Here is a 26,829-nt window from a genome sequence, read left to right as displayed (position 1 = left end):
CACGAGCAAGCGACAGAACGAACCATGACCAGCAGCACGCCCATTCGGATCACGGCAGACGTCGAGGTGCTCGACAACACGACGCTCGTCTCGCTCGCCGGTCCGGCGAGTGAACACCTGAAGTCCGTGGCGAGGACACTCGGCATCGACGCGAGCCTGCGGGGCAACATCATTCGCCTCGCCGGCGACGCCGACGCGGTCGCGCTCGCCGAGCGATTCCTCGCCGAGGCAGCCCAGCTCCTGCGCAGCGGCGCCGTGCTCGACGCGCAGGATTACGTGCGCGCCGTGCAAGCCCTCCGCGAGGACCCCGCGCTCACGCTGCGCGAGCTCTTCGAAGACGTCGTGCTCGTGACCGCGCGGCGCAGGCCCGTCACCGCCAAGACGATCGCGCAAAAGCGATACATCCAGGCAATCCGTACGCACGACATGACGTTCGGCATCGGGCCGGCGGGCACGGGCAAGACGTACCTCGCCATGGCCATGGCCGTGCACGCGCTCCTCGAGCGTCGCGTGAAACGCATCATCCTCACGCGCCCGGCGGTCGAAGCGGGCGAGCGGCTCGGCTTTCTGCCGGGCGACCTCGCCGAGAAAGTGAATCCGTACCTCCGTCCGCTCTATGATGCTTTGCACGACATGATGGATGCCGACAAAGCCTCGGGGCTCGTCTCGCGCGGACAGATCGAGGTCGCGCCGCTCGCGTTCATGCGTGGCCGCACGCTGAACGATTCCTTCGTCATCCTCGACGAAGCGCAGAACGCGACGAGTGATCAGATGCGCATGTTCCTGACCCGCCTCGGCTACTCGTCGCGCGCAGTCGTCACGGGCGACGTCACGCAGGTCGATCTGCCGCACGGCGCGCGAAGCGGCCTCGCAGAAGCGCGCGAGCTGCTCGCGGGGATCGAGGGCATCGCGATTTGTCACTTCACCGAGGTCGATGTCGTCCGCCATCCGCTCGTACAACGCATCATCGTCGCGTACGAGAAGCGTGATCAGGAAGTGGCTGCGAGGCGCGCGGAAAAAGAGCGTGACCGTGATCGAGATCGAGATCGCCGCGACGGACCCGCCGCGGCGCAATCGACCCCGACGAACCTGGAGCCCGCGGACGAGCCGCGCGAAAAAGGGACCGCCTCGTGAGCTTTTTCATCGACGGGGCAAGTGACGTCGCCCGAAGCTCGGCGCGATACGGCAGAGACGCGCTCACGACGATGAACATCATCGAGGCGCGCCTCACGTCGGATGCGCGTCTCTCCGATCGCACCGTCGTTCGACCGCATCCTATGCTCGTCACGGTGCGGAGCGACCGGCTCTTCGCGGTGCTCGCGCCGGGCTCGCTCTGGGACCGCGGCCGCGAAGTGCTCCGCCCCTTCGCGCACAAGCTCGCTTCGGGCGAGGCCATGCTCGTCCTCATCGGCAGCCCTGCCATCGGCGACGTCACGGGCGCCTTGAACCGCGGCCTCGGCGCGCTCGTGAGCCCCGATCCGAGCTCCGACGAGCTCTACGTCGCCATCCACAACGTTTGCGAGCTGCTCGAGTCGAAGGCCCGCGCCGAGGCGCGCGGCAAATGGCTGAACCGCTATCGTTACGAGCTCGGCGAGCTCATCGAGATTGCCAAGGCCATCACCACCGAGCGCGAGCTCGACAAGCTGCTCTCGCTCATCCTGGAGAAGAGCCGCTTCATCACGGGCGCGGACGCCGGCAGCATCTACGTCGTCGAAGGCGACGACCCCGATCCGCTCCGCCGCACCCTGCGCTTCAAGCTCTCGCAAAACGACTCCGTGCCCTTCGACGCGCGCGAGTTCACCCTGCCCGTGAGCCCCCGATCGATGTCGGGTTACGTCGCGCTCCACAAACGACCGCTCAACATCGCCGACGTCTACGACCTGCCCGCGGTATCGCCGTACGGCTTCGATCGATCGTTCGACGCGAAGATCGGCTATCGCACGAAGTCGATGTTGTGCATGCCACTGCTCTCGCGCAAAGGCGAGGTCATCGGCGTCATCCAGCTCATCAACAAGAAACGCGCGGCCGACCGAAAGCTGCTCTCGGACGAGGATGTCGAAGACCAGGTCGTCCCGTTCGATGCGCGCAGCGAAGAGCTCGTCGGTACGCTCGGATCACAAGCCGGCATCGCGCTGGAGAACGCGGTTCTTTATACCGAGATCCATCACATGCTCGAAGGGTTCGTCCGCGCCAGCGTCGAGGCCATCGAGCAGCGCGATCCCACGACGAGTGGTCACTCGCGCCGGGTCGCGCTCCTCACGGTGGGCCTCGCGCGCGCGCTCGAGCGCGACACGGCCGGCCCCTATCGCGGCGTCACATGGACGAAGGACGATCTGCGCGAGCTCGAGTACGCGTCGCTGCTCCACGATTTCGGCAAGATCGGCGTGCGCGAGCAGGTCCTCGTGAAGGCGAAGAAGCTCTATCCGCACGAGCTCGCCATCATCCGTCATCGTATCGAGATCGCATCGCGCTCGTACGAGGTGGAGATCCTCGAACGCAAGCTCCGGCTCGTGCAACGCGGCGCGCGCGCCGACGAGCTCGTCGCGCTCGATCAGGAGTTATCGTCGCGCAAGGCCGAGCTCGAAGCCGCGTATGCCGCGATCGTCGCGGCGAACGAGCCCTCGGTCCTCAAAGGCGGCGATTTCGCGCGCATCGAGGCCATCGCGCGCGAGACGTTCACCGACTTCTCGGGTGACGTCGTGCCGCTCCTTCGCTCCGAAGAAGTCGCGTGTTTGTCGGTGGCGCGTGGATCGCTCACGCCCGCGGAGATCGAAGAAATCCGCAACCACGTGGTCCACACCTACCAGTTCCTTTCGCAGATCCCCTGGGGCAAACAGTTCCGACGCGTCGCCGTCATCGCGGGCTCGCATCACGAACGCTTGAACGGCACGGGTTATCCGCATCGGCTGCGCGCCGAGGAAATCCCGCTGCAATCCAAGATGATGAGCGTCAGCGACATCTTCGACGCGCTCACCGCGAGCGACAGGCCCTACAAAAAAGCCGTCCCCGTCGACCGCGCGCTCGACATCCTCGGCCTCGAAGTCAAAGACCAGCACGTCGACGCCGATCTCGTGCGCGTCTTCATCGAAGCGAGAGTGTGGACCGTGCTCGAACAGCCCGGCGCGCCGCACTCGGCCCTCGTGGCGTCTTCGCGATGACGCAATTGCGCGGTTAGTCCTTCTTCTTCAGCTCGATTTCGGCCTCGCGCACGATCGACGCATCCCCGCTCGCCACACGGATGCGGCCGACGATCTTGTCGTCTTTGCGCTTGCCCTGGACGATGCCGAACATCGCTTCTTTGGAAAGCGCATCTTCCGGAAAAAACGTCGCGCGCACCTCGTCACCCTCGACTTTGCCGCTGAGCGCCGCGGCGCCGAGCGCGCCCGAGGTTTTTCCTTTCAGCTCGCCGTCCGGGCCGATGGTGAGCGTGAGCGTCCCCGGACCCACCGCCACCTTGCCGTCGTCCTTCGTGCGGACTTTGTCCTTCACTTTGGGCGGCATCTCGACCTCGCCCTTCTTTGCGTCGTACTTGCCTTCCCACGTCCCCACGAGCCCCGGCGGCTCGGCGGGCAGAGCCGCGGAAGCGCTCGGGCTCGGCGCGGCGCTCGGCGCGACCTCGGCGGTTTTTCCGGACGGAACGGTTGTCGCGGGGGCGATGGAGGGAGCGGGCGGCGCGCCTCCCTCGCTGCCGCTCTTTTCACAAGCGACGAGGGAAAGGCAGGCGATCAAGGAGAGGGCCGTGGAAACGCAGTGTCGCATCGGGGATTCGGCGCCCGCGAAGGGGCGCGGGCGCCGAGGTGCTTCGCGCGTCTCCTGCCGCGCGTCAATCTTCGCGGCGCGACGAGAGGATGCGCAAGAGCGCGAGGAAGATGTTCAGGAAGTTCATATAGAGCTGGATCGCGGCGCCCACCGCGTCGTCTTCTCCAGCCTGGAGCAGGCGCGACGTATCGTAGAGGACGTATGCGCCGAAGAGCAGGACGGACACGCTCGCGATGGCAAGGCCGAAAACCGCGCTGCCCAGAAAGATGTTCAGCAGGCCAGCGCCGATGACCACGAAGAGGCCCATCGTGAGCGCGCCGCCGAGGAACGAAAAATCTTTCTTCGTGGTGAGCGCGTACGCTGTGAGCCCGCCGAAACCACCGACGGAGAGCAAGAACGCGTCGCGAATGGGCGACGACGAGAGCGTCTTGCCGATCCCCGCGGCGAGCGTCGCGTAGAACAACGACGGCGCGATCACCACGCCGATCACGGTCGCCATACCAAAAAGCGCGACGACGTTGAGGCCCTTCACGTGACGCACCATCGAAGCGCCGAACACGGCGCCGAGCATCACGAGCATGCCGATGATGTAGTGCTGTCCGAAGAACGCCACGAGCGGCGGAACGGCCACGCGTGAACCGCCGACGCTGACGAACGCTTGCGACGCGGAAAGACCGCCGCGGAGGGCCACAAGCGCGCCGACGGCGGAAAACGCGATGCTCGCCGTGAAGAGGCCGTAGACGCGTTTCAGGAAAGCCACGCGGTTCTCGCCGCGGGTGAGGCTCTGCGCGCCCCACGTTTGCCCCCTGTAGTCCCACGAGTTCATGCTGTTCACTCCCTGGATGATGTGCGGGTGAAGGACCAGTCGAGGCGAAAGGTAGTCATCCACCACGACGTCGCAATGTTTCGCCCCGATGGTCGCTCCGCGAGGCCGATCACGCACGGGCCGTCCGCCGGCCATTTCCAGCGAGGGGATCGACGTCGTGGGTGGATCCGCGTACGTTGCGGACATGGATTTCTTGAAGTCGAACGGGACCAGGTTGGCATTTCTCTTCTTCGTCGGCACGGCCACCAGCGCGCTGTCGACCGTCGGCTGCGGCGACGATGGAAAGGGCGGTAGCGGCGGCACCGGCGGCACCGGTGGTGACGGGGGCGTGGGCGGCACCGGCGGAATGGGCGGCGCAGGCGGCGCAGGCGGCGCAGGTGGCGCGGGCGGCGCGGGCGGCGCGGGTGGCAGTGGCGGCGGCATGCAGGTATGCGCGCCCGGCACGGCCGAAGCCTTGCCCAAGCTCGTGCTGACCGAGCTCGTGACGGGCCTCGACCGGCCCACCTACGTGACGGGCGCGCCGGGCGATACGAACCGCCTCTTCTTGCTGGAGAAGCCGGGCCGCATCCGCATCGTGAACGGCGGCAATCTCGTGCCGGAGCCCTTCCTCGACATCAGCGCGATCGTCGAGGGGGCGGCCAATGAGCGCGGCTTGCTCGGCCTCGCGTTCCACCCGAACTACGCCGAAAATGGCCGATTCTTCGTCTACTACACGCAGAAGGCGAACCCGAACGGCGCGATCGCCATCGCCGAGTACGCTCGCGGCGCCTCGCCCGACACGGCGGTCCAGGGTTCGGGCAAGGTCATTCTCACCATCCCGCATCCGGGCTACAGCAACCACAACGGCGGCATGCTCGCGTTCGGGCCCGACGGTTACCTCTACGTGGGCACGGGCGACGGCGGCGGCGGCGGCGATCCGGACCAGAACGGGCAGGACATCAACGCCAAGCTCGGCAAGGTCCTCCGCATCGACGTCGATAAGTACCCGACGCCTCCGCCGGGAAACCTCCAGAACGGCGACAAGGACATCTGGGACTGGGGCCTGCGCAACCCCTGGCGCTTCAGCTTCGATCGATGCACCGGCGATCTCTACATCGCCGACGTCGGCCAGAACGTGGTCGAAGAAATCAACGTCGAGCCGCCCGGGGAAGGCAACAAAAACTATGGCTGGAACACCATGGAAGGAACGCTCTGCTACGACCCGGCAAGCGGCTGCGACATGGCGGGCCTCACCTTGCCGGTCACGGAGTATGTGCATGCAAGCGGCTTCAACGACTGCTCGGTGACGGGCGGATACGTCTACCGCGGGTCGAAGATCCCGGGGCTCGTCGGGACGTACCTCTACGCCGACTATTGCTCGAAGCGCTTCTACACGCTCGCGTGGTCGAAGGGCAACGTCATCGCCGAGGGGGAGATCACGGCCGATCTCGAAAGCACATCGCTGAGCGCGGGCATCACTTCGTTCGGCGAGGACACCGCGGGCGAGCTCTACGTCATCGTGGACAACAGCCAGGGCGGGACACCCGGCAAGCTGTACCGCATCGACCCGGAGTGACATCGACGCGCCCTCCCTCGGAGGGCGCTCCCGCGTCGAAACGCGCGCCTCTTCATCTCTCTACATCTCGTCTTCATCTCCTCTTCATCTCGATCGCCGCATCATCCGCGACTTCGGCGGAGGCGGGCTCCTCGAAAAGAGGACAACGCGCGCCCGCGCGCCGGGCTTGCTTCGTGAGGGCCGTCGCTGCACGGCCGGAAGGCTGCCGCGGCGCGCCTCCTCTCCTTATTATATGAGTGCGAGAACGAGCCGCGCCGGAGCGCCGAAGTCCCGGGCGCCTGCTCCTCGTCGGTTTCGTGGCGCATCGTCCCCGAGGCTTTGCGGCGCACAACGCGGTGTGATGGGGCCCTTCGGCGACGCTATCGCCGCGCGGGCCTCGGCGGGCGCGCGCGCGAGCCGGACACAAATCGTCGCGGACGCGTCGCGCGGCATGCCTCATCGAACCGGCAAGCGACTCGAGCTCGTCCCAGTGGCTATCCCGGTGTCACCGCCGGGCGTGGCCTGCGCAGAGAAGGAGCAGCAATGAAGCGACGTCGGGTCGGTCTTTAGGGAGAGACCCGCCCCCAATCCGGAAGGACATGGCAGCGTGCACGGCAAAGCCCGGGTCGCAAAGCCTGGATCGACTGGCAGCCCGCGCGCGCCAAACGAGAGCGCTGGCTGGACAATGCAAGCTTCTCGCGGCCTCGTGAGGGATTTCGAGCGGTCGGTCGGTCCGGTAAACGTCCGGCGCTACCGGGCGGCGGTGGAGGCAAAACCTGGGAGGCGCGCGCGAGCCGAACCAAAAAATGAACGAAAGGACCGTCCTGCCACTTTATTCGCTTGACCCGCCCGCCTCCAAAGGCATAGTCGTAACCATCCGCCGAGCGGGATTCGGCGAGGGAGAAGACATGGCAACCGACGCTTTCGAGCAGCAGATTGTGGAACTTGTGCGGAAGATGCCCGACTCGGCGATTCTCGCACTGGTCAAGGATAAACTCGGCTCGGCCGTGGCCTCCGCTCCGGCGGCGGCTCCGCTCGTGGCTGCGGCTGCGACCCGGGGTCGCGGTCGTCCGGCGCGCGTGCCGCAGGCGCTCGCGGCTGCTCCGGTGGTGGAAGCCCCGGCGCCCGCAAAGCGTGGTCGCGCGGCGGCGCCTGCTGCACCTGCGAAGCGCAAGCCCGGCCGTCCGAAGAAGACGGCGGCCCTTTCCGCGGAGCGGCAAGAGGTCCTCAATTCGGTGGAGCGCATCGTGAAGGCGTCGAACGGCGTGAGCGCGAGCGACGTGGCCCGCCAGGCCGGCATTCCGCAGACGCGCGCGGCGGCTGCGCTCAAGGAGCTCAAGCTCGCGAAGCGCATCTTCCAGGGTGGTGATCGTCGTTTCGCCCGCTATGCGGCCGACCTCAAGACGGCGGAGCAGGCGAGCCTGAACGCGCGCAAGACGGCGAGCGGCCCCTCGACGGCCGGCGCCCCCGCGAAGAAGGCGGCCCCCGCGGCGAAGGTCACGCGCAAGCGCGCGGCGGCCCCCGCGGCGCAGCCTGCGGCGAAGTGAGTCGCGGGCTGTTGGGGAACGTAGCGCGCGCTCGACGAAGACCATAGGTCCAGGGCGCGCAGCCGTTTATCAACAGCCTGCCAGCGAGTTACGACTCGCAAACCTGGCGGCCCGACGCGGAGGCGGTGAGTGAAAGACTCCCCGCCCTCGATTCGGGCCGCGCGGTCGTTTCGAAGGACGATCGATCGTCCGGACGAAGTCAAAACGACGTCGCCGACATGACGCGCCTCTCCGGCTCTGCTCGACCGGAGCGGCTGCCCACGATCGATCGTTATGGTCGACCCGCGGCAGCGCCCGAATGACGCGTGAGCGTCCCAGGTCGTCGCGACGTCCAAAACGTTTTTCGCGCTGGATCGCGCCGCCCGTTCGATTGGTCGTCGGCGGCCAAACCCAGCGTGGCAGGCAGGCGTGTGTCGCGGCGATACGCGCGCGTGGTATGTCCGGGCGGACCGAGCATCCTTTCACTGTCGCTCGCTCGGACGAACCCAGCCGACAAGCCAGTGCGATGCGCTCCCACGCCGCACTGCGCGAACACGCGCTCGTCGTTATGCGCGTCGCCAAAACGGTGCAGGCGTCACGCTTTCGACGTTTTTTTGCAGACCTATTACGGTCTTACCTTTCAATTTTGAACGATGTGCCCCTGCGCGCGTTTCAACTTCTCACGCTCGCACGAGGAGCGAGCGGAGATGGCGCGGTGAGGCAATCGTCCGACGACGGCTTTACGGCGGGTTCCAGGTCGCGCCGTCGTCGTCGGATACGAGCACGTAGAAGCCGCGCCTCGAAGTACCCGTGACATCGGCGGACACGATGAGCAGCGTGCGCTTGCCAAACGAAACGAGCGCACCAAAGTCGACGCGCCCGCGCGCGCCGGTCCCTTCGCCGATGATGCGCGCGCGCTCGTAAAACTTACCGCCGTCCGTCGACTGCGCGTAGTAGAGCCCCCAGCGCTCCCCGGCTTGCGCGCTCATCACGGCCGCCGCGCCCGTGGACGTCGGCACCGCGACGATGTCGCGCTCGTGTTTCTCGATCCAGGGCTTGAATACGGGACGCGATGGCGTCGTGCACTTGCCGTCTAGCTCACACAGCAAGAGCGTTATGCTCTGCTTGTCGGCATCCGGCGCCTCGACGACGAACTTCGTGTCGGTGCAGCCGATTGGCGCGCCGGAAAGCGCCTCGGCCGGACGCGGGACCAGCGTGAGCTTGTCGGGCGTCACCACGAGGTAGAAGTTCTTGTTCGGATTCTGCTTCGTCGGCGGTTGCGTGATCGCCTGGTACGAGATCGAACCGACGTCACACGCCGAGGGCGCGGATAGCTCGGCGAGGAGCGTGGGCGTCGGCTTCAGGAGCTTCAAGTCGATGTACTCGGACTCCGCAGGCGCCGCGACGGTCTGCCCGGGCGCGGGCCACTTGCGCGACACGACCTCGCGCCCCTTCACCGAGAAGAGCCGCGGCGGCCGACCGACGGGCCCCGTGGCGAACGTCTCGAGCTTGGGCAGCGCGACCTCGGCCGGCGCATCGGTCCCGGGCGGCGTCACATACCGCGCTATGAATTTCTTCGGTGTGGGCTCGACGACGATCGACGCCGTCTCCTTGTCGAGCAGCGCGAGGCGCGGCTTCGGGATGGGCAGCTTCGGGTCGGGCTTTCGGGCGAGCGGCGGCTGATCGACCATCGTCGCCGTACCGAACGAGGGCGCGTCGAGGCCCGCGAAGAAAAACTGGAACGGCGGCGGCGGGGGCGCCTTCTTCCCGACGGTCGGGGGCGCCTCCGCGGTCGTCTCCTTCGGGCCGAGGGCGAGGGCGAACACGCCATCCGTGCCGAACGTGTAACTCGACCAGGTCTCGCGGTCCGTGCGGAAGGCCTTCCACGTCTTGCCCGCGTCCACGGTCATCAGCGCGATCGCCACGCTGCCGGGGACGCCGCCGGCCAGGATGGCCCGCTTGTCGTCGAGCACGTAGACGTGATCGAACTTCATCGACGGCGGCGCGAGGCTCGCGTCGAGGCCCTTGGCGGTGCCGAGGCCGGTGGAGAGCTGATCGAGCGAGGCTGCGCCGCGTGGAGGCGCGGGCGGCGTGATCGGGGCCTCTTCTTTTTTCTTCGAGCAGCTCGGAAGCAAAGAGAGCGCGGCTGCGAGCGCGTAGGCCGTCGGGGACCAGGGGCCCATCGTCGTTCGGAACATCTCACTCGACTCGATCGGGATCCATGCAGCAGCGGAAGCCCGTGGAGTAATCGTGGTAACGGAAGTCGTGCGCGGTGGTCTGGTAGGAGCAACCCTCGCCGTTCAACGACGTGTCCATGTAGAAGCCGCCGCGGAACGTGCCGTCGCGATCCTCGATCCACTCGTGCAGGTTGCCGACCATGTCGAAGACGCCGTACTCGTTCGTGCACTCGGCGCGCATGCCGGTCTCGAAGAGCGAGTCCGGGAGCTGGTTGATGAGCGGCTGGTTCATGCCGTCCGACCAGCGGCGATCGTCGGGGATGCCGAGGCGCAAGGCGACCTCGACGACGGGGTGCGCGCGGCGGATGTCGTCGTTGCAGACGCGGCTCTTGCGCTCGTCGCCGTAGGGGAAACGGGTGCGGTTCGGGCCGCGGCAGGCGCGCTCCCACTCGTCGGCGGCGCAGAGGCGCTTGCCCGAGGCCTGGCAGGCGCGCTGCGCTTGCTCCCCGCTGATGTAGCCCTGCGGGACCACGCCGGGCCGCGAGACGGCACGCACGGAGGCTTCGTGTCCATCCACGGGGTAGAACGGCGACCACCCGCGCACCTCGCCGCTCGCGAGACGCTCGACGAGCGAACCCTCCCAGCGATCGACACAGACGCGGTTGTCGACGAGCGCCATCTCCACCGGGCAACGCGAGGTGTTCGCGAGGATCTCGCCGTCCACGTCCTCGGCCATGGAGCGCCACGCAGCTGCGGCGAGGCGCGTCTCGACCGTGACGACGCGCGCCTCGGTGGCCCGCACCGCGATGGGCCGCTCGGCGGGCGCGACCGGCGCTTGCCGAAGGGCGGACGCGACGCGGGTGTTCGCGCTCGGCTCCTTCACGGCGTGGAGCTGCGAGAGCCCGCCCGGGGTAGCACAGCCGACGGCCCCTGATCCGAGAACGGCCGCCACGACGAGACGGACGAAGCTGGAAACGTGCCGTGCAACGCGACGCGTGTGGAGGCTGGATCGCAGCGGTTGCCCATGAGGGCTGGGCGCTCGCCAGTCTGCGTCGTCCGCCTTCGTCGCCACGAACGTCGAAGATGCCTGCGGACGCGCCGAGACGCAATGGAGAAAAATGCCAACGCCCGCCGGCGGGATCGTCTTCCCACGCTTTCATCGCTTGACAGCGGGATGGAAGCTGTTCGGAACGTCTATACTTGGAGGTCCAACCATTGGACCACGGACGGGTTTGTCCGCGAGGGCGCGCTCGCCGGGGAGGCGCCCTCGCGGTTCGGGCGAGAGGGGATCACTCGTGGATGCCGGTGCCGAGATCGGCCGCGTTCCACCGGAAGTTGTCGAGCAGGACGAGCGAGTCGAGGATGGTGTCGGTCACGTCGAAGATCATGAGCTCGAGCGTGACCTTCTCGCCGGGCACGACGGAGGCGGTGTTGAAGAGCCAGTCCGTGCCGCCACCGACGTTGTCGAGTTGCATGCCCGTTCCCGTGAGCTCGCCCGAACCCGAGGGGCACGTGTTGCAGCCCTTGGCGACGCAGACCTGGAACAAGCTGTTGTTGACGCTGACGGGGTTGCCCGAACCGTCCTTCGCGATGTTCTTGTCGGTCGGCAGGCCCATGGCGCCCGACTGGAGCAACGCGAGGAAGAAGTCGTTGTACGACGAGCACTGCCAGCTCTTGTATTCCGAGGAGAAGAACCGGAACTGGTACTCGAACGACTTCGCGTTCGTGGGGACACGAATGTCGAGCCGCACGTTGATCGAGTCATTCGCGCCCGTGCCCGACGAGCAGCTGCCGTTGCAGCCCTGCGACGAAGGCAGCTTGCCGCCGTTCGCGAGCAGGTACGTGGCAGGGGGGTTACCGTTGATGCTGTGGCTCGTGCTCGTCCCGGTGTACCCCACGTCGTCCTGGTCACGCATGACACCGCTGGAGATGCCGGCCATCGTGAGGCCCTTCTGCGGCTTCACGACCGTGCCGTACCCCGTCAGGATCGCGGTCGACTTGTCCTGCAGGACCGAAAGCTGGGCCGCGGTCGGCGTCGAGCCGTCGGCGAGGACGAGCTTGGCGCCGAGCACGCCCCACTTCTTGAACTCTCCCGCCGGCGGGTTTTCCGGCACGAACTGGCAGAGCTCCATGGCCTTCGCCACGTCCTCGGCCGTGACCGCGGCGAACTTCGCCGACGAGCTGCAGGGCGGCGCCTCGACGTTGTCGGGCGTCGTCGGGTCGCAGTCGTTGTCGACGCCGTCGTTGGTGAACTCGAAGGCGCCGGGGTTGACGGCCTTCGGGTTCGGGCAGCCGGGGCTCAGGAAGTCGCAGCAGTCGCCGCCGCCGCACGAGCTGTAGCCGTCGCCGTCGAAGTCACCGGCGGAGTCGTCGGCCGCGCCGTTGCAGTCGTCGTCGATGGCGTTCGCGCAGATCTCGTACTTCGGGAGCACCTGGCCTTTGCAATCCCCCCAGCCCGAGCCGTCTTCCTTGCACGTCTGCGTGCCGGCCTTGCACGGCCCGATGCCGAGCGTGCCCGGCAAACCCTGGTAGCAAGACTGCGTCTGGCCCGGCACGCAGGTGCACGGGCCGTCCTGCAGCGTGTTCCACTCGCAGCCGTCCGACGGGTCGTTGTTGCAGTCGGAGAAGCCGGGCTTGCAAGCGCCGAGCGAGCAGAGGCCGTTGTCGCAGACCGCCGTGCCGTTCGGCGGGCCGCCCATGACCGGCGGGGTCTGCGTGTCGTCGAGGACCCACGCATTCGAGCAGGAGTTGTTGCAGAAGCCGCAGTTGTTCTCGTCGTTCGAGAAGTCGTAGCAGCTCGAGGAGCAGCAGCTGAAGCCGGCCTGGCAAGGCTGGGTCGCCGAGCAGCCGGGGATGCAGGTCTTCGAGATGCAGATCGAGCCCGGGAAGCAGTCGGTGTCGACAATGCAGCCGTCGCTGCACTGGTTCTTCATGGTGTCGCAGACCTGCGCGCCCAGGCAGTCAGCCTTGTGCGTGCAGCCGACCTTGCACTTCCCCTCGTCCTTGTTGCAGTACTGCCCGAGGCCGCAGTCATCGACGAGCGGGTCGCCGCTCGGGATGCACTCGACGCACTTGCCCGTGTCGGCGTTGCAGATCGTGCCGCCGGGATCGTTCGCGCAATCGCCGTCGACCACGCATCCCGTGGGCCCGGCGCCCGCGCCGCCCGCGCCGCCTGTGCCGCCTGTGCCGCCCGCGCCGCCCATGCCCCCGGTTCCGGCACCGCCGGTGCCGCCGCTCCCGCCGTCGCTCACGTTCGACGTGCCGGCCGAGCCGCCCCCTCCTCCGCCGACGTCCGCGGCGCAGCCGGCCGCGGCCGCGTATGCGACGAGCGCCGGGACGAGCAGGGTCGAAAGCGAAAAACGCATGTCGTTCCGCCTCGTACGCTTCATCATCTCGAAATACCTCTTCGTAAAATCGCGAGCGGGCCGAGCCCGCACCATCCGAAGCCCGAGGCCGCGCGCCGCGCTCACGAAGAGCGCAGCGCGCAGCGGATCACTTGTGGACGCCGGCGGCCGCCGCCTTGATGTCCCAACGGAAGTAGTCGAGCAGCACCGTCGAATCGACGTTCGAGTCGCCCGCGTCGGCGATGATGAACTCGATCTCGATGGTCTCGCCGGGCACGACGGGCGCGTCGTTCACGAGCCACACCGTGCCGCCGCCGTCCTTGTAGTCGCCGCTCCAGCCGCCCATGCCCGTGCCGAGGAGCTCGAGCACGCCGGCCGGACAGGCGCCCGGCGGCGAGATCGGCGAGGGGAAGCAGACCTCGTAGAACGCGTTGTTGACGGTGATCGTCTTGCCGGTCGAGTCCTTGGCGATGTTGCGATCCGCGGGGAGCGGAGCCTGAGGCGGGTTCGCCATCGGATCGGGCGTCCAGTTGCTCTTCAGGAGCGCGAGGAAGAAGTCGTTGAACTGGCCGCAGCTGTACTCGGGGTACTCCGAGGTGTAGCTCTTCAGCCGATACGAGAACGACCGCGCGTTCGTCGGCACGCGGATGCGCATCTTGAAGTTGACCGAGTCGAACGCCTTCGTGCAGTTCTCGCCGACGCACGCCGGGCATTCCGGGGGCGAGGGGAGCTTGCCGCCGTTCGCCGTGAGGTAGGGCGCCGGGATCGGGCAGACCGTGTTTGCCTTGTAGTTGCCCTTCTGGATTTCGGGATCGGGCCCGTTTTGCGGGTGGATGAAGCCGAGGTCGCCCTCGTCGCGCGCCGTGCCCGTCGAGAGCACGGCCATCGTCGTGCCCTTCTTCGGCAGCACGTTCGGCCCGTAGTTCGCGAGCACGCCGACCTGCACGTCCTTCGGCACGACCGCGTTCGTCCCGTCGGCGAGCTGGAGGTAGCTCGCGATCACGCCCCACTTCTTCTGCGGGAGCGGCGGGTTCTCCGTCGTGAACTGGCAGAGGTCCATCGCCTTCACGAGCTCGAGCGTGCTCGTCGGCGTGGCGAGCGGCGGATCGGTGCAATCGACCGCGGCGACGTCGTCCTTCGTCGAGGGATCGCAGTCGTCGTCGATGCCGTTGCCGAGGTACTCGAACGCGCCGGGGTTCACGCTCCCCGGGATGTCGCACTTGACGTCGTTGTCGCAGCAGTCGCCGTCGCCGATGGTCCAGCCGTCCATGTCCTTGTCGACGGCCAGCGGATCGCCGCCCTCACCACCGCCGCCGCCCGCGCCGCCGGCCCCGCCGAGGCCCCCGGCTCCGCCGGCACCACCTGCGCCGCCGGCTCCGCCCGCGCCGCCGAGGCCGCCCTCACCGCCGCCGCCGCCGGTGCCGCCGATGCCGCCCGTGCCGCCCACGCCGCCGGTGCCGCCCGTGCCGCCGATGCCGCCGGTTCCCCCGGTGCCGCCGATGCCGCCCACTCCGCCGGTGCCGCCCGTGCCGCCGCCGGTTCCCCCGGTGCCGCCCATGCCGCCCGTCGCGCCCGCGCCGCCCGTGCCGCCGGTCGCGCCGCTACCACCTTGGCCCCCCGTGCCGTCGTCCGAGCACGACGCGAGGCCGAGGGCGCCCGCAAGCAGAAGCAGCGAGCTTGAAAAGAGAAGGGTACGAGCCATCAGGAAAACCTCCGGGAGCAACGCGCCGGCGCGGCGCCGCCCGAATGCGCGCGGTGGTGCGGCCACGTGGAGCACCCGCCGCGCATGTCGGATCCGGAGCGCGCGCCTGCCGGGAGTGCGGCTCCGATCAAGCGGGCCGAAGCGACTTCCGGAGCATCGTCTCAGATTTCCGCGTGCGGCTCAACTCGGACGAACGAAGTCGATCCACAGCCGATGCGAGCTGCAGCCGTGCAAACGAACGGCTCCCATCGTGGGAGAACTCGCGATCCTGGGAGGGAATGCGGACGGAGGAAGGGCGGCGCGCCCGGGGTTCTCTATCGCCGGACGCGCGGGCGAGGGAGGGTCAGTAGCTCGTGACCTGCGCGAAGCAGGCGTCGTATGCGTCGTTGCAATCGGGCAGGGCGCTGTCCGAGATGCAGTTGGCGAGCTCCTGGAGCGCGGCGTTGTTGAAGGGATTCGTCTCGAGCTGGCAGCCCTGCGTGTCGAAGGTCTCGCCGTTGATGCAGAGCTGGTTGGAGATCGTCTCGCAGGCGAGGGCCGCGTCGGCCGAGGGGCAGGCCGCGCCGTACATCTTGCCGACGCAGTCCGCGACCTGCTGATCGTCGCAGGCGTTCGCGGGCTCGACGCCGATGTCCGAGAGACAGTTCTGGAGCACGGTGGCCGCGCCGCGCGTGTAGATCTCGAAGCCGCGCTTGCACGTGCCGTAGCCGGGGGGGTCGAACTCGATGGGGTTGCCGTTCGGGTCGGTGCCCGGGCACTGGGCCGCGGGGCCCTCCGGCTTGGGCGTGATGTTCATGGCGTCGCAGGCGGCGACACTGCCGTCGCCGTCCTCGGGGCCGACGCAGTTGGAACCGCCGCCCTCACCGCCGGTGCCGCCGGTGCCGCCGGTGCCGCCGACGCCGCCCGTGCCGCCCTGGCCGCCCGTGCCGCCCGTGCCGCCCGAGGCGCCGACACCCGCGCCGCCGTCGCCACCGTTGCCGCCGGTGTTGTTGTTGGGATCCGAGACGATGATGCAGCCGCTGCTGAGGGCCGCGGCCGTGAGGAACGAAGTAAGAACCAAGGCAAACGTCGAGCGAGACTGCATGTTCCGAAACCTCCGGAGTGTAGGAGGCGCCGAGGGCCCGGGGGGGTGGGGCTCCGGCGCGGACGATTTCAAGAAGTGTCAGCGTAGTACGAGCGGCCCGGCGGATCCTTCAAAACCGAACCGTGCTCCGTACGCCCGTTCAGCGATCGCGGCAGATCCGTTCAGCCGGCTCCCTCACGGACGGGGGAGCGCGCAGATTTTCTGCGGATCTCGCTTGCAAGCGTCGTGGGGCTTTGCTAGACACCGCGCTCCGTTTTCCTGGAGGCGATCACCTTTGGTGTTCGTCTCTCCCGAAGCCGTAACGGCGCTTCGGACTCAGCTCGCCTCTTCGGCCGCCGTGGGACACCCCCCGGTGACGCGGAGAGGGTTTCTCGTCGCGAGACGTCGGGTTGATGTTCCGGAACGTACGACGGCAGGGCTCGGTTCGACAGGCGTAACGCTGGTCGACCGGGTTGGCCAACGACCGGGCGCCCTGGGCCGAACCGGCCCCCTGTCTGCGAGGTTTCTCGGATGCTAAGCAAGGCCAGTGCGATGTTTTCGCGGATCTCTCCGCGAAAGGCGCGCATGATTGCGGACCTGGTCCGCGGACGTGATGCAGCGGATGCGATCCAGCTGCTCCAGTTCACGGAGAAGTCAGCCGCGCCGGTGATCAAAAAGGTCATCGAGAGCGCGGTGGCGAACGCCCGCCAGGGTGGCGCCGACGTCGACGCTTTGTTCATCAGCAAGGCGACGGTCGACAAGGGCCCGAACAAGTTCAACCGCCGCTGGCGCCCCCGTGCGATGGGGCGCGCGACGAAAGTCGTGAAGGGCGTCTCTCACATCGTGATCGAGCTCAGCGAGCGCAAGTAAAGGAACACGGCTTCCATGGGACAGAAGACCCATCCGTACGGCTTCCGCGTCGGCGTGATCAAGACGTGGAGCAGCAAGTGGTACGAGGACGGCAACGCGTACCAGAAGTGGCTCCACGAGGACATCCGCATCAAGCGGGCGATCAAGCAGTACCTCTACAACGCGAACATCGCGAGCGTGGAGATCGAGCGCGCCGCGAACCGGGCCAAGGTCATCGTCTACACGGCGCGTCCGGGGATGGTGATCGGCAAGGGCGGCAAGGGCATCGAGACCCTGAAGGGTGGCAACGTCGGCACCGCGACCAAGGGTGAGACGGTGTTCCCGGGCGTCGCCTCCTTCACGGACAACGAGGTCTTCATCGACGTCCAGGAGGTCCGGAAGGCGGAGACGAACGCGCAGCTCGTCGCGGAGAACATCGCGACGCAGCTCGAGCGCCGCATCGCGTTCCGCCGCGCCATGAAGAAGGCCGTGGCGACGGCGATGAAGTTCGGCGCGAAGGGCATCCGCGTTCGGTGCGCGGGCCGGCTCGGCGGCAGCGAGATGAGCCGGGTCGAGACGTACCGCGAGGGTCGGGTTCCGCTCCACACGCTGCGCGCCGACATCGAGTTCGGCCTCGCTGAGGCGAGGACGAAGGTCGGCATCATCGGCGTGAAGGTGTGGATCTTCAAGGGTGAGGTTCTCCAGCGCAAATCGCGCCGGATTCAGTAGGACAGACCGATGCTGTCTCCCAAGCGAACGAAGTTCCGCAAGATGCAGAAGGGCCGCATTCGCGGGGTTGCGACCTCGGGAAGCGACGTGTCCTTCGGTGATTTCGGCCTGCAGGCGCTCGAGCCCGCGCGCATCACGTCTCGCCAGATCGAGGCTGCGCGTATGGCAATTCAGCGGCACTGCAAGCGCGCGGGTAAGCTCTGGATCCGCATCTTCCCGGACCGACCGGTGACGAAGAAGCCGCTCGAGGTCCGCATGGGTGGCGGAAAGGGTGCGCCGGAGGAGTGGGCCGCGGCGGTGCGGCCGGGCCGCGTCATGTACGAGATCTCGGGCGTGCCCGAGGAGATGGCGCGTGAGGCGTTCCGCCTCGCCGGGCACAAGCTCCCGATGGCGTGCAAGTTCATCGCTCGCGGGATCGTGTGAGGTATTCGAGATGAAGGCGAAGGATCTGCGCGAACGCACGACGGAGCACCTGCAGGAGCTCGAGAAGAACCTCGGCCGTGAGGTGTTCGACGCCAAGTTCAAGAACTTCACGAACCGGCTGAACGACACGTCGGCGATCCGCAAGGCGCGCCGCGATCTCGCCCGGGTCAAGACGATCCTCCAGCAGCGTGCCAGCGAGTCGGCGGCAGCGGCGGAAGGGAACAAGTAGAGCCATGGCAACGAACGAGGCGAACGCGACCGCCGCCGGGCAGGCTCAGGCCGAGACGACCGCGAAGCCGCACGGCTTCCGACGCAAGCTCGTCGGGCGCGTGAAGAGCAACAAGTGCGACAAGACCGTCGTGGTCGAGGTTGTGCGTAACTCGCCGGATCCGGTCTACAAGAAGTACGTCCGGGCTCGCGAGCGCTACAAGGCGCACGACGAGAAGAACGAGTACAAGGTCGGTGACCGCGTGGAGATCCAGGAGCACCGCCCGATCTCGCGCGAGAAGCGCTGGATCGTCACGAAGCTCATTTCCCGCCCGGTGGAGGAGTAGCCATGATCCAGGTCACGACGCATCTCGAAGTGGCTGACAACTCCGGGGCTCGGGTCGTCAAGTGCATCAAGGTTCTCGGTGGCTCGCGTCGCAAGTACGCGGGGCTCGGCGATGTGATCGTCGTGTCCATCAAGGAAGCCATGCCGGGCACCAAGGTGAAGAAGGGCGACACGGCGCGGGCGGTGGTGGTGCGCACGGCGCGTGAGTATCAGCGTTCGGACGGCACCTACATCAAGTTCGACACCAACAGCGCGGTGCTGATCAACAAGGAGAAGGAGCCGATCGGGACCCGTATCTTCGGGCCGGTGGCTCGCGAGCTCCGCGCGAAGAAGTTCATGAAGATCATCTCGCTCGCGCCGGAGGTGCTCTGATGCGACGGCTCCGAGTCGGTGACCTCGTGCAGGTCATCAGCGGCAAGGACAAGGGCAAGCAGGGTCGCGTGACGAAGGTCCTCGCGGAGGACGACAAGGTCGTCGTCGAGGGGATCAACGTGGTGACGCGCCATCAGCGCCCCACGCCGCGCAACCAGCAAGGCGGCAAGATCACGAAGGAGGCGCCGCTCCATGCCTCCAAGGTGATGCCGGTGGATCCGACGACGGGCAAGCCCACGCGGGTGAAGTCTACGATCGTCGATGGCAAGAAGCAGCGCACCGCGAAGAGCGGCGCCGTGATCGCGGCAGGCTGAGCCATGGCGGACAAGAAGGAAGAAAAGGGCAAGGGCAAGGGCGAAAAGCCCAAGGACGCCAAGCCGGCGGCTGCGAAGCCGCAGGCGGCTGCGGCCGGCAAGGGTGGCAAGGAAGCCGGGAAGGGCGGCAAGGGCAAGGGCGAGGCGAAGGCCACGTCGCAAGCCGAAGTCGCTGACGTTCCGCGCGATCCGAGCTACACGCCGCGTCTGCGCAACAAGTACCGGGACGCTGTCGGGCCCGCGCTTTCGAAGCGCTTCGGGTACAAGAACCCGATGATGGTGCCGCGCCTCGAGAAGGTCGTGATCAACATGGGCCTCGGCGCTGCCGTCGGGAACCCGAAGATCATCGACTCCGCTGTCGAGGACATGCGGGCGATCTCGGGCCAGAAGCCGGTCGTGACGCGCGCCCGCAAGTCGATCGCGACGTTCAAGCTCCGCGAGAACCTCCCGATCGGCGTGATGGTGACGCTGCGCGGGGAGCGGATGTGGGAGTTCGTCGATCGCCTGATCAGCTTCTCCCTGCCGCGCGTGCGTGACTTCAAGGGCGTGAGCCCGAAGGGCTTCGACGGCAAGGGCAATTTCACGATGGGTCTGCGCGAGCAGATCATCTTCCCTGAGATCGACTACGACAAGGTCGACGTCGTGAAGGGAATGAACATCTCGTTCGTGACGACCGCGCGCACCGACGAGGAGGGACGAGCCCTTCTCACGGAGCTTGGGATCCCGTTCAGGCATTGAGGAACGTTCGATGGCCCGTGCAAAAGAATTCGCCAAGCTGAACCGGCCGCCCAAGTTCGCCGTGCGGCACCGGAACCGTTGCAAGGTGTGCGGCCGTTCGCGGGCTTATTACCGCGATTTCGAGCTCTGCCGCATCTGTCTTCGTACGTTCGCGCTCCGAGGCGAGCTGCCGGGCGTGATCAAGGCGAGCTGGTGATGCCATGATGACCGATCCTGTCGCCGACATGCTGACCCGGATCCGGAACGCCGCCCTCGCGCGGCACGATCGGACCGAGGTTCCTGCAAGCAAAATGAAGCAGGCCGTTGCCGAGATCCTCAAGTCCGAGGGGTACATCGCGGACGTGCGGCCGAGCGACGGCAACCCTGGGAAGTTGACGATCGTGCTGAAGTACGGGCGTGACCGCTCGAGCGCGATCGACGGAGTCCGTCGGGTGAGCCGTCCGGGGCGACGCGTGTACGTCAAGCACGACCGCATCCCCCGCGTGCTCTCCGGCCTCGGGATCTCGATCCTGAGCACCTCCCACGGCCTGATGAGCGACCGCGACGCCCGCAAAAACAAGCTCGGAGGCGAGCTCATCTGCGAGGTGTGGTGATGCAGACGGCTACGACGCAACAAGGCGAGGCCTCCAAGACTTCGCGCATCGGCAAGCGACCGGTGGACGTCCCCAAGGGCGTCACCGTGTCGGTGCAGGGGCGCAAGGTCGAGATCAAGGGCACCAAGGGCCAGCTCGCGCGCGAGCTGCCTTCGACCGTCGACGTGAAGGTCGAAGGCGCGAAGCTGCACGTGACCTCGACGGCTCCCGGGCGTGATGGCTCGCGGCTGCAGGGGCTCGTGCGGGCGCTGCTCGCCGGCATGGTGAAGGGCGCGGCCGACGGCTACGAGCGAGTGCTCGAGCTGAAGGGCACCGGTTACCGTGTCGACCTGAAGGGCACGACGCTCACGTTCGCGCTCGGGTATTCGCACCCGGTCGTGTTCAACGTGCCGAAGGGCCTCACGGCGACGATTCCGGCGGATTCGAAGGGCACGGTCCTCGTTCTGACGGGCGCCGACAAGGAGCTCATCGGGCAGACGGCCGCGACGATCCGTGGCTTCCGTCCGCCGGAGCCCTACGGTGGCAAGGGCGTTCGTTATCGTGGCGAACGCGTTCGCGAGAAGGCCGGTAAGGCTGGCGGTAAGGGCGGCAAGAAGTAACCGAGCGGGGCGACCTCGTGTCGCCCCTACAGGTACGGGGTTACGACCATGGCTATGAAGATCGTCGGACGGGAGCGCCGCAAGCTCCGTATTCGCAAGAAGGTGAACGGCTCGCCCGCTCGCCCGCGCCTCACCGTCTTCCGCAGCGCGAAGCACATCTACGCGCAGGTGATCGACGACACGACGGGTCAGACCGTCGCGCACGCGTCGACGCTGTCGAAGGACCTGAAGGGCACGCTCGACAACGACAACAAGGTCGACGCGGCCAAGAAGGTCGGGGCGCTCATCGCCAAGATCTGCAAGTCGAAGAAGATCGACCGTGTCGTGTTCGATCGGAACGGCTACCTCTATCACGGGCGCGTGAGCGCCCTCGCTCAGGCCGCGCGGGAGGCGGGGCTCGAGTTCTAGCCCCGAAGGCGCCGGACCCGCGGGGGTCTCGGGCAAAACGTCTCGGGCGATAGCGAAGACTTCACGGACGACGAAGAAGGCACGGTATGGCGTTCGATCAGGTCGACGAAGAAAAGCTCAAGGAGCGGGTGATCCACATCAACCGCGTCGCCAAGGTCGTGAAGGGCGGGCGGCGCTTCAGCTTCTCGGCGCTCGTCGTTGTGGGCGACGAGTCGGGACATGTGGGCGTCGGCCTGGGCAAGGCCAACGAGGTTCCGGAGGCGATCCGGAAGGGCAACGACCAGGCCCGCAAGAACATCTTCCGCATCCCGCTCGACGGGGCGACGATCCCGCACGACGCGTTCGGGCACGTCGGCGCGGGCAAGGTGCTCTTGAAGCCGGCGAGCCCTGGAACGGGCGTCATCGCGGGCGGTGCGGTGCGCGCGGTCGTCGAGTCCGCGGGCATCCACGACGTTCTCTCGAAGTCGCTCGGCACGAGCAACCCGCACAACGTCGTTCACGCGACGGTGGCGGCCCTCAAGGCGCTGAAGAGCGTGGAGCAGGTCGCGGGCAGGCGCTCGATGCAGGTGGACGACGTGGGTTGGCAGCGCAAGGGCGGCAGCGCGACGGGCGCGACGAACCGTCGTCGTGCGAGTCAGATGCCCCCCGCTCGCAACCCGCGCGAGGGGGGTGAAGGAGGTACGCCGTGAAGAGCCATCTCCGCGTGCGGCAGACGGGCAGCGTGACGAACCAGACGGAGCACACGCGCAAGGTTTTGCGGGGCCTCGGCCTTCGCAAGCCGGGCCATGAGGTTCTCGTGGAGAACACGCCCTCGTTCCGTGGCATGGTCAAGAAGGTGATCCACCTCGTTTCGGTCGAGGAAGTCGACGGCAACGGCGCGCAGGCGTCGAAGTAAGAAAGCGAAGCAGCATGGACATCCTCTCGAAGCTTCAGGCCCCGGAAGGCGCCAACAAGAAGGAGACCCGCGTCGGCCGCGGCGTGGGCTCCGGCCTCGGCAAGACGGCGGGTCGTGGCCAGAAGGGCCAGAAGGCCCGGTCGACGGGCAACATCGGCAAGAAGCACTTCCAGGGCGGCCAGACGCCGATTCAGCGTCGCCTCCCGAAGCGCGGCTTCCGCAACCCGCTCGCGGCGATCGTCGCGAACGTGAACGTCGGCGACCTCGAGATCTTCGAGGCTGGCGCGGACGTGAACCAGGAGGCGCTGGAGGGCAAGCGCCTGCTCCAGGGTCGTTACGACCTCATCAAGGTGCTCGGCGACGGCGAGCTCACGAAGAAGCTCACCGTGACGGCGCACCGGTTCTCGAAGAGCGCCATCGCCAAGATCGAGGCGGCGGGCGGCAAGGCGATCGTGCTTGCGCCCGGCAAGGCTTCGGCGCAAGCCTAACGTCCTTTCGGCTCGAGCCCCCCCAAGGCAGCACACCGACGTACCATGGCCACACTCGCGGGAATTGCGAACTTCCACAAGGTCCCGGAGCTCCGGCGCAGGGTGATCTTCACCCTCGTGATGCTGGCCGTGTACCGCATCGGGGTCTTCGTCACGGTCCCCGGCGTCGACCGCGCCGCCATGTCGAAGTACATGGCCAAGCAGTCGGGCGGTTTGCTGAACTTCTTCAACATGTTCTCCGGCGGCGCGCTGGAGAACTTCTCCCTCTTTGCGCTCGGGATCATGCCGTACATCTCGGCATCGATCATCATCCAGCTGATGGGCATGGTCTACAAGCCCATCGACGAGCTGCGCAAAGAGGGAGAGCAGGGGCGGCGCAAGATTGATCAGTACACGCGCTACGGCACGGTCGCGCTGTCGCTCTTCCAGGCGTACGGCAGCGCCAAGCTCGTCGAGGGCTGGTCGGCCTCGGACGCGGGCGCGGGCATCGTCACGCACCCGGGTCTCGGCTTCCAGCTCATGACGATGATCACGCTGACCACGGGAACGGCGTTTCTCATGTGGATCGGCGAGCAGATCACGGAGCGCGGCATCGGCAACGGCATCTCGCTCCTGATCTTCGCGGGTATCGTGACGGGCGTGCCGGGCTGGGTGGGTAGCTATCTCGCGACGAACGCGGGCAACATCCAGCCGCTCACGATCTCTGCGGTCGGCGCGTTCGTCGTGGCTGCGATCGCGGTGATCGCGTTCTTCGAGAACGGTCGCCGGCAGATCCCGATCGTTTATTCGCGTCGGCAGGTGGGGCGTCGCGTGTACGGCGCGCAGAACGCGCACCTGCCGCTCAAGGTGAACACGGCGGGCACGATCCCGCCGATCTTCGCCTCCTCGCTGCTCATGTTCCCCGCGACGCTGGCGAACATGAACGTGCCGGGTGCGGACAAGCTCCAGTCGATCATCAGCGGCGGCGGCTGGGTGTTCAACACCGGCTACGCGCTCCTGATCGTGTTCTTCTGCTACTTCTACACGAGCGTCACGTTCCAGCCGGTCGACGTGGCGGAGAACCTGAAGAAGCAGCAGGCGAACATCCCTGGCATTCGCCCGGGCAAGCAGACGGCGGACTACATCCAGGGCGTGATGAATCGCATCACGTTCGGCGGGGCGATGTACGTCGCGGCCGTGTGTGTCTTGCCGTCGGTGGTTGGTGACCTCCTGCGTGTGCAGATTACGTTTGGCGGGACGTCCCTGATGATTGTCGTGGGTGTTGCGCTTGATACGGTCAACCAGATCGAGGCGCAGCTCATCACGCGCAGCTACGAAGGGCTCACCGGCCCTGGGGCGAGCCGCATTCGGGCGCGGCGCCTCCCCGAGGGATGAGAAGGGAGATCTTCGGATGATCGCGATCTTGGTTGGTCCGCCCGGTTCGGGCAAAGGCACGCAGGCGAAGGTTCTCACCGGCAAGTTTGGGATCCCGCAGATCTCGACGGGTGACATGCTTCGCGCTGCCAAGGCAGCCGGCACGCTCGATCCGCAGTACCGCGCGATCATGGACGCGGGCGGCCTCGTTCCGGACCAGGCGATGATCGATCTCATCGACAAGCGCATCGACGATGCGGACTGCAAGAACGGGTTCTTGCTGGATGGTTTTCCGCGTACGGTCCCCCAGGCCGAGGCGCTTGAGCGTCTGCTTGCGGGTCGGAGCCTCACGATCGATGCTGTTTTGCAGCTGGATGTGGCGCGATCTCTCCTGGAGGAGCGCTTGATCCACCGTCGGACCGACAAAAGGTCTGGACAGATCTACCATCTCGTCTATAATCCGCCGCCCCCGGATGCCGAGCTAGAGCATCGGGCGGACGATCGGCCGGAGGCCGTCGGAAAGCGTCTCGATGCGTACGAGGCGATGACGGCGGCACTTCTGCCCTACTACGAAGCAAAAGGTCTCCTCCGGCGTGTCGATGGTGTCGGCAAACCCGAGGAGGTCACGGCGAGGGTGCTCGGGGCCCTTGGCCGAGCGCATCCGGAAGAGTCATGAGGCGATCGAACCAAAGCTCGAAACCCGCGAAGGAACCGAAGGGCGACAAGCTCGAGTTCGATGGTGTCGTTCAGGAGGCTCTTCCGAACGCGATGTTTCGGGTAAAGGCCGACAATGGTCTCGGGGTGCTCGCGACCATCAGCGGCCGGATGCGTCAGTACTACATCAAGATTTTGCCCGGCGATCGCGTTACGGTCGAGGTTTCGCCCTACGACCCGACGCGTGGCCGGATCACGTATCGTCACAAGTAGACCAAGCAGCCCAAATAGCGGAGCGAGGACAGGGAACGGAGCCGCGTCATGAAGGTGCGACCGAGCGTCAAAAAAATCTGCGACAAGTGCAAGGTGGTGCGCCGTCGCGGCGTCGTGCGCGTGATCTGCGAGAACCCTCGCCACAAGCAGCGTCAGGGCTGAGCTGGAGCAACCATGGCACGTATTGCTGGCGTCGATCTCCCGCGTCGTAAGCATCTCGCGTATGCGCTTCCGTACCTCTATGGTATCGGCCGCGCCCTCGCGAAGCAGATCTGCGCGAAAGCCAAGATCCCCGAGAACAAGCGGGTGGAGGAGCTGAACGACGCAGAGATCAGGACGATCCGCGAGATCCTCGACGCCGAGTACAAGGTGGAGGGCGATCTTCGTCGTGAGGTTCAGCTCAACATCAAGCGGCTGATGGATCTGGGCTGCTACCGCGGTCTTCGGCATCGCCGCGGTCTGCCGGTGAATGGCCAGCGCACGCACACGAATGCGCGTACGCGCAAGGGCCCCCGCAAGGGCATGCTGCAGCGTCGCCCGGCGACGAAGGCGTGACGGGACGTTAGGAAGAGGACGCTATGGCGAGTCCGAAAACGGCGGCCACCAAGGCCAAGCAGAAGAAGAAGGTCAAGAAGAACATCGCGGCTGGGATTGCGCACATCCAGTCGACGTTCAACAACACGGTCGTGACGATCACGGACATCAACGGCAATGCCGTGGCGTGGTCGTCGGCCGGTGCGCGCGGGTTCAAGGGGTCGCGCAAGTCGACGCCCTTCGCTGCGCAGCTCGCTGCCGAAGAGGCGGCGCGGCGGGCGCAGGAGCACGGGATGCGGTCGGTGGCCGTATTCGTGAAGGGCCCTGGCGCCGGGCGCGAGAGCGCGCTCCGTGCGCTGCAGACGGCCGGCTTCAAGGTGACGTTGATCCGCGACGTCACGCCCATTCCGCACAACGGTTGCCGGCCGCCCAAGCGGCGCCGGGTCTGAAGCAGCGCGCGCGGGAGTCCGCTCGAGGTTACGAACATGGCTCGCTACGTTGGTCCTGTCTGCAAGCTCTGCCGCCGCGAAGGCATGAAGCTCTACCTCAAGGGAGAGCGCTGCTACTCGGAGAAGTGTGCCTACACGCGGCGTCCTTACCCGCCCGGCCAGCATGGCCAGGGTCGCATCAAGCTCAGCGAGTACGCCGTCCGGCTCCGCGAGAAGCAAAAGGTGCGTCGCATCTACGGCGTTCTCGAAAGCCAGTTCCACGGCTACTTCCAGGAGGCGAGCCGTCGCAAGGGCCGCACGGGTGAAGAGATGCTGGCGCTCCTCGAGCGTCGCCTCGACAACGTCGTGCATCGGCTCGGCTACGCGGCGTCGCGCTCCGAGGCGCGTCAGCTCGTGCGCCACGGTCACGTGAAGGTGAACGGCAAGCGCCTCGACATCCCGAGCTTCGTGGTTCGGGTGGGCGATCGCGTGGAGCTCACGGAGGGCGCGAAGAAGTTCAAGTTCGTGGCGGCCGCCGTGGCCGGCGCGGACAAGCGCCCGATCGCCTCGTGGCTCGAGGCCGACCGCGGGTCGTTCTCGGGTTCGGTCAAGGGCACCCCGGTGCGCGAGGACCTCAACGAGCCGGAGATCCGCGAGCAGCTCGTCGTCGAGTACTACTCGCGCTGATTCTGTTC

Annotated in this window: 34 protein-coding genes; 27 read left to right on the top strand and 7 right to left on the bottom strand. The window is 66.9% G+C overall.

Annotated elements, in window-relative coordinates:
* The first annotated feature begins 24 nt into the window (after positions 1 to 24).
* Together KEG57_RS18775 and KEG57_RS18770 are read left to right on the top strand one after the other, a co-directional pair.
* On the top strand, positions 25 to 1,134 hold the full coding sequence (locus tag KEG57_RS18775; RefSeq protein ID WP_272458225.1) for a PhoH family protein: 1,110 nt from the start codon (positions 25 to 27) through the stop codon (positions 1,132 to 1,134).
* Positions 1,131 to 3,158, top strand: a complete 2,028-nt coding sequence (locus KEG57_RS18770; protein ID WP_272458224.1) for an HD family phosphohydrolase — start codon at positions 1,131 to 1,133, stop codon at positions 3,156 to 3,158. The genes KEG57_RS18775 and KEG57_RS18770 overlap by 4 nt, the downstream gene beginning before the upstream one ends.
* 13 nt (positions 3,159 to 3,171) lie before the next feature.
* Here the strand turns inward: KEG57_RS18770 and KEG57_RS18765 are convergent, their stop codons facing one another.
* Together KEG57_RS18765 and KEG57_RS18760 are read right to left on the bottom strand one after the other, a co-directional pair.
* Positions 3,172 to 3,759 (bottom strand): hypothetical protein, encoded by a 588-nt coding sequence (locus KEG57_RS18765; protein WP_272458223.1) that lies wholly within the window; start codon positions 3,757 to 3,759, stop codon positions 3,172 to 3,174.
* A gap of 64 nt (positions 3,760 to 3,823) precedes the next feature.
* Positions 3,824 to 4,771: a Bax inhibitor-1/YccA family protein gene (locus KEG57_RS18760; protein ID WP_272416932.1), complete on the bottom strand. Its 948-nt coding sequence runs from the start codon at positions 4,769 to 4,771 to the stop codon at positions 3,824 to 3,826.
* On the opposite strand from KEG57_RS18760, the gene KEG57_RS18755 reads away from it, so the two are divergent.
* The 3 genes from KEG57_RS18755 to KEG57_RS18745 all read left to right on the top strand — a co-directional run bounded on the left by KEG57_RS18755 (position 4,770) and on the right by KEG57_RS18745 (position 7,968).
* A complete protein-coding gene (locus tag KEG57_RS18755; RefSeq protein ID WP_272416931.1) occupies positions 4,770 to 6,140 on the top strand; it encodes a PQQ-dependent sugar dehydrogenase in 1,371 nt (456 codons plus the stop codon). The two genes, KEG57_RS18760 and KEG57_RS18755, sit on opposite strands and share 2 nt — an antisense overlap.
* 887 nt (positions 6,141 to 7,027) lie before the next feature.
* Positions 7,028 to 7,666, top strand: a complete 639-nt coding sequence (locus KEG57_RS18750) for a hypothetical protein (RefSeq protein WP_272416930.1) — start codon at positions 7,028 to 7,030, stop codon at positions 7,664 to 7,666.
* Between the two features lie 125 nt (positions 7,667 to 7,791).
* Positions 7,792 to 7,968 (top strand): hypothetical protein, encoded by a 177-nt coding sequence (locus KEG57_RS18745; RefSeq protein ID WP_272416929.1) that lies wholly within the window; start codon positions 7,792 to 7,794, stop codon positions 7,966 to 7,968.
* A 417-nt stretch (positions 7,969 to 8,385) separates the two neighbouring features.
* Here KEG57_RS18745 and KEG57_RS18740 read toward each other — a convergent pair whose 3' ends face one another.
* The 5 genes from KEG57_RS18740 to KEG57_RS18720 form a co-directional block, all read right to left on the bottom strand.
* On the bottom strand, positions 8,386 to 9,843 hold the full coding sequence (locus tag KEG57_RS18740) for a sialidase family protein (RefSeq protein ID WP_272416928.1): 1,458 nt from the start codon (positions 9,841 to 9,843) through the stop codon (positions 8,386 to 8,388).
* A 1-nt stretch (position 9,844) separates the two neighbouring features.
* Positions 9,845 to 10,705, bottom strand: a complete 861-nt coding sequence (locus tag KEG57_RS18735) for an SUMF1/EgtB/PvdO family nonheme iron enzyme (RefSeq protein ID WP_272458222.1) — start codon at positions 10,703 to 10,705, stop codon at positions 9,845 to 9,847.
* A 406-nt stretch (positions 10,706 to 11,111) separates the two neighbouring features.
* Positions 11,112 to 13,187 (bottom strand): choice-of-anchor L domain-containing protein, encoded by a 2,076-nt coding sequence (locus KEG57_RS18730; protein ID WP_272458221.1) that lies wholly within the window; start codon positions 13,185 to 13,187, stop codon positions 11,112 to 11,114.
* Positions 13,188 to 13,314: 127 nt separating this feature from the next.
* Positions 13,315 to 14,868, bottom strand: coding sequence for a choice-of-anchor L domain-containing protein (locus KEG57_RS18725; RefSeq protein ID WP_272458220.1), 1,554 nt, complete (start codon positions 14,866 to 14,868; stop codon positions 13,315 to 13,317).
* A gap of 343 nt (positions 14,869 to 15,211) precedes the next feature.
* Positions 15,212 to 15,952 carry a hypothetical protein gene (locus KEG57_RS18720; protein ID WP_272416924.1) on the bottom strand — a complete coding sequence of 247 codons (741 nt, stop codon included), beginning with the start codon at positions 15,950 to 15,952 and terminating at the stop codon, positions 15,212 to 15,214.
* A gap of 510 nt (positions 15,953 to 16,462) precedes the next feature.
* Between KEG57_RS18720 and rplV the strand changes: the two genes are divergently transcribed.
* From rplV to rpsD, 22 genes are all read left to right on the top strand, one after another.
* Positions 16,463 to 16,801: a 50S ribosomal protein L22 gene (gene rplV / locus KEG57_RS18715; protein WP_153821371.1), complete on the top strand. Its 339-nt coding sequence runs from the start codon at positions 16,463 to 16,465 to the stop codon at positions 16,799 to 16,801.
* Positions 16,802 to 16,816: 15 nt separating this feature from the next.
* Positions 16,817 to 17,509, top strand: a complete 693-nt coding sequence (rpsC, locus tag KEG57_RS18710; protein WP_136935251.1) for a 30S ribosomal protein S3 — start codon at positions 16,817 to 16,819, stop codon at positions 17,507 to 17,509.
* Between the two features lie 9 nt (positions 17,510 to 17,518).
* Positions 17,519 to 17,932, top strand: a complete 414-nt coding sequence (rplP, locus tag KEG57_RS18705) for a 50S ribosomal protein L16 (RefSeq protein WP_272416923.1) — start codon at positions 17,519 to 17,521, stop codon at positions 17,930 to 17,932.
* 10 nt (positions 17,933 to 17,942) lie between these two features.
* On the top strand, positions 17,943 to 18,161 hold the full coding sequence (rpmC, locus tag KEG57_RS18700) for a 50S ribosomal protein L29 (protein WP_272416922.1): 219 nt from the start codon (positions 17,943 to 17,945) through the stop codon (positions 18,159 to 18,161).
* 4 nt (positions 18,162 to 18,165) lie between these two features.
* Complete coding sequence (gene rpsQ, locus KEG57_RS18695; protein ID WP_271930142.1) at positions 18,166 to 18,486, top strand: 30S ribosomal protein S17; 321 nt, start codon at positions 18,166 to 18,168, stop codon at positions 18,484 to 18,486.
* Between the two features lie 2 nt (positions 18,487 to 18,488).
* Positions 18,489 to 18,857 carry a 50S ribosomal protein L14 gene (gene rplN / locus KEG57_RS18690; protein WP_136935255.1) on the top strand — a complete coding sequence of 123 codons (369 nt, stop codon included), beginning with the start codon at positions 18,489 to 18,491 and terminating at the stop codon, positions 18,855 to 18,857.
* The gene (gene rplX / locus KEG57_RS18685; RefSeq protein ID WP_136935256.1) at positions 18,857 to 19,171 is read left to right on the top strand and encodes a 50S ribosomal protein L24; all 315 of its coding nucleotides are present in this window, start codon (positions 18,857 to 18,859) and stop codon (positions 19,169 to 19,171) included. Before rplN ends, rplX begins: the two co-directional genes overlap by 1 nt.
* A 3-nt stretch (positions 19,172 to 19,174) precedes the next feature.
* Positions 19,175 to 19,909, top strand: coding sequence for a 50S ribosomal protein L5 (gene rplE / locus KEG57_RS18680; protein WP_504968466.1), 735 nt, complete (start codon positions 19,175 to 19,177; stop codon positions 19,907 to 19,909).
* 10 nt (positions 19,910 to 19,919) lie between these two features.
* Positions 19,920 to 20,105, top strand: a complete 186-nt coding sequence (locus KEG57_RS18675) for a type Z 30S ribosomal protein S14 (protein ID WP_136935257.1) — start codon at positions 19,920 to 19,922, stop codon at positions 20,103 to 20,105.
* 4 nt (positions 20,106 to 20,109) lie between these two features.
* Entirely contained in the window at positions 20,110 to 20,502 is a 393-nt protein-coding gene (gene rpsH, locus KEG57_RS18670; protein ID WP_272416921.1) for a 30S ribosomal protein S8, read from the top strand.
* Entirely contained in the window at positions 20,502 to 21,101 is a 600-nt protein-coding gene (gene rplF / locus KEG57_RS18665; protein ID WP_272416920.1) for a 50S ribosomal protein L6, read from the top strand. Before rpsH ends, rplF begins: the two co-directional genes overlap by 1 nt.
* A gap of 48 nt (positions 21,102 to 21,149) precedes the next feature.
* On the top strand, positions 21,150 to 21,509 hold the full coding sequence (gene rplR, locus KEG57_RS18660; RefSeq protein WP_136935260.1) for a 50S ribosomal protein L18: 360 nt from the start codon (positions 21,150 to 21,152) through the stop codon (positions 21,507 to 21,509).
* Positions 21,510 to 21,595: 86 nt separating this feature from the next.
* Positions 21,596 to 22,198, top strand: a complete 603-nt coding sequence (gene rpsE / locus KEG57_RS18655) for a 30S ribosomal protein S5 (protein WP_272416919.1) — start codon at positions 21,596 to 21,598, stop codon at positions 22,196 to 22,198.
* Positions 22,195 to 22,404: a 50S ribosomal protein L30 gene (gene rpmD, locus KEG57_RS18650; RefSeq protein WP_372518152.1), complete on the top strand. Its 210-nt coding sequence runs from the start codon at positions 22,195 to 22,197 to the stop codon at positions 22,402 to 22,404. Before rpsE ends, rpmD begins: the two co-directional genes overlap by 4 nt.
* A 14-nt stretch (positions 22,405 to 22,418) precedes the next feature.
* A complete protein-coding gene (gene rplO / locus KEG57_RS18645) occupies positions 22,419 to 22,892 on the top strand; it encodes a 50S ribosomal protein L15 (RefSeq protein ID WP_271930126.1) in 474 nt (157 codons plus the stop codon).
* A gap of 45 nt (positions 22,893 to 22,937) precedes the next feature.
* On the top strand, positions 22,938 to 24,266 hold the full coding sequence (gene secY, locus KEG57_RS18640; protein WP_272416918.1) for a preprotein translocase subunit SecY: 1,329 nt from the start codon (positions 22,938 to 22,940) through the stop codon (positions 24,264 to 24,266).
* A gap of 16 nt (positions 24,267 to 24,282) precedes the next feature.
* Positions 24,283 to 24,921, top strand: coding sequence for an adenylate kinase (locus KEG57_RS18635; RefSeq protein WP_272416917.1), 639 nt, complete (start codon positions 24,283 to 24,285; stop codon positions 24,919 to 24,921).
* A complete protein-coding gene (gene infA / locus KEG57_RS18630) occupies positions 24,918 to 25,172 on the top strand; it encodes a translation initiation factor IF-1 (protein ID WP_136921418.1) in 255 nt (84 codons plus the stop codon). The genes KEG57_RS18635 and infA overlap by 4 nt, the downstream gene beginning before the upstream one ends.
* A 48-nt stretch (positions 25,173 to 25,220) precedes the next feature.
* Positions 25,221 to 25,334, top strand: a complete 114-nt coding sequence (gene rpmJ, locus KEG57_RS18625; protein WP_136935266.1) for a 50S ribosomal protein L36 — start codon at positions 25,221 to 25,223, stop codon at positions 25,332 to 25,334.
* A 12-nt stretch (positions 25,335 to 25,346) separates the two neighbouring features.
* The gene (gene rpsM, locus KEG57_RS18620; protein ID WP_272416916.1) at positions 25,347 to 25,727 is read left to right on the top strand and encodes a 30S ribosomal protein S13; all 381 of its coding nucleotides are present in this window, start codon (positions 25,347 to 25,349) and stop codon (positions 25,725 to 25,727) included.
* Between the two features lie 23 nt (positions 25,728 to 25,750).
* On the top strand, positions 25,751 to 26,155 hold the full coding sequence (gene rpsK / locus KEG57_RS18615; RefSeq protein ID WP_136935268.1) for a 30S ribosomal protein S11: 405 nt from the start codon (positions 25,751 to 25,753) through the stop codon (positions 26,153 to 26,155).
* 36 nt (positions 26,156 to 26,191) lie between these two features.
* Entirely contained in the window at positions 26,192 to 26,821 is a 630-nt protein-coding gene (gene rpsD, locus KEG57_RS18610) for a 30S ribosomal protein S4 (protein ID WP_272458219.1), read from the top strand.
* Positions 26,822 to 26,829: the final 8 nt, after the last annotated feature.

The sequence above is a fragment of the Polyangium jinanense genome (assembly GCF_028435365.1).
Note: the sequence above shows the minus strand (reverse complement) of the source record. Positions and strands in the feature narration are given on the sequence as shown.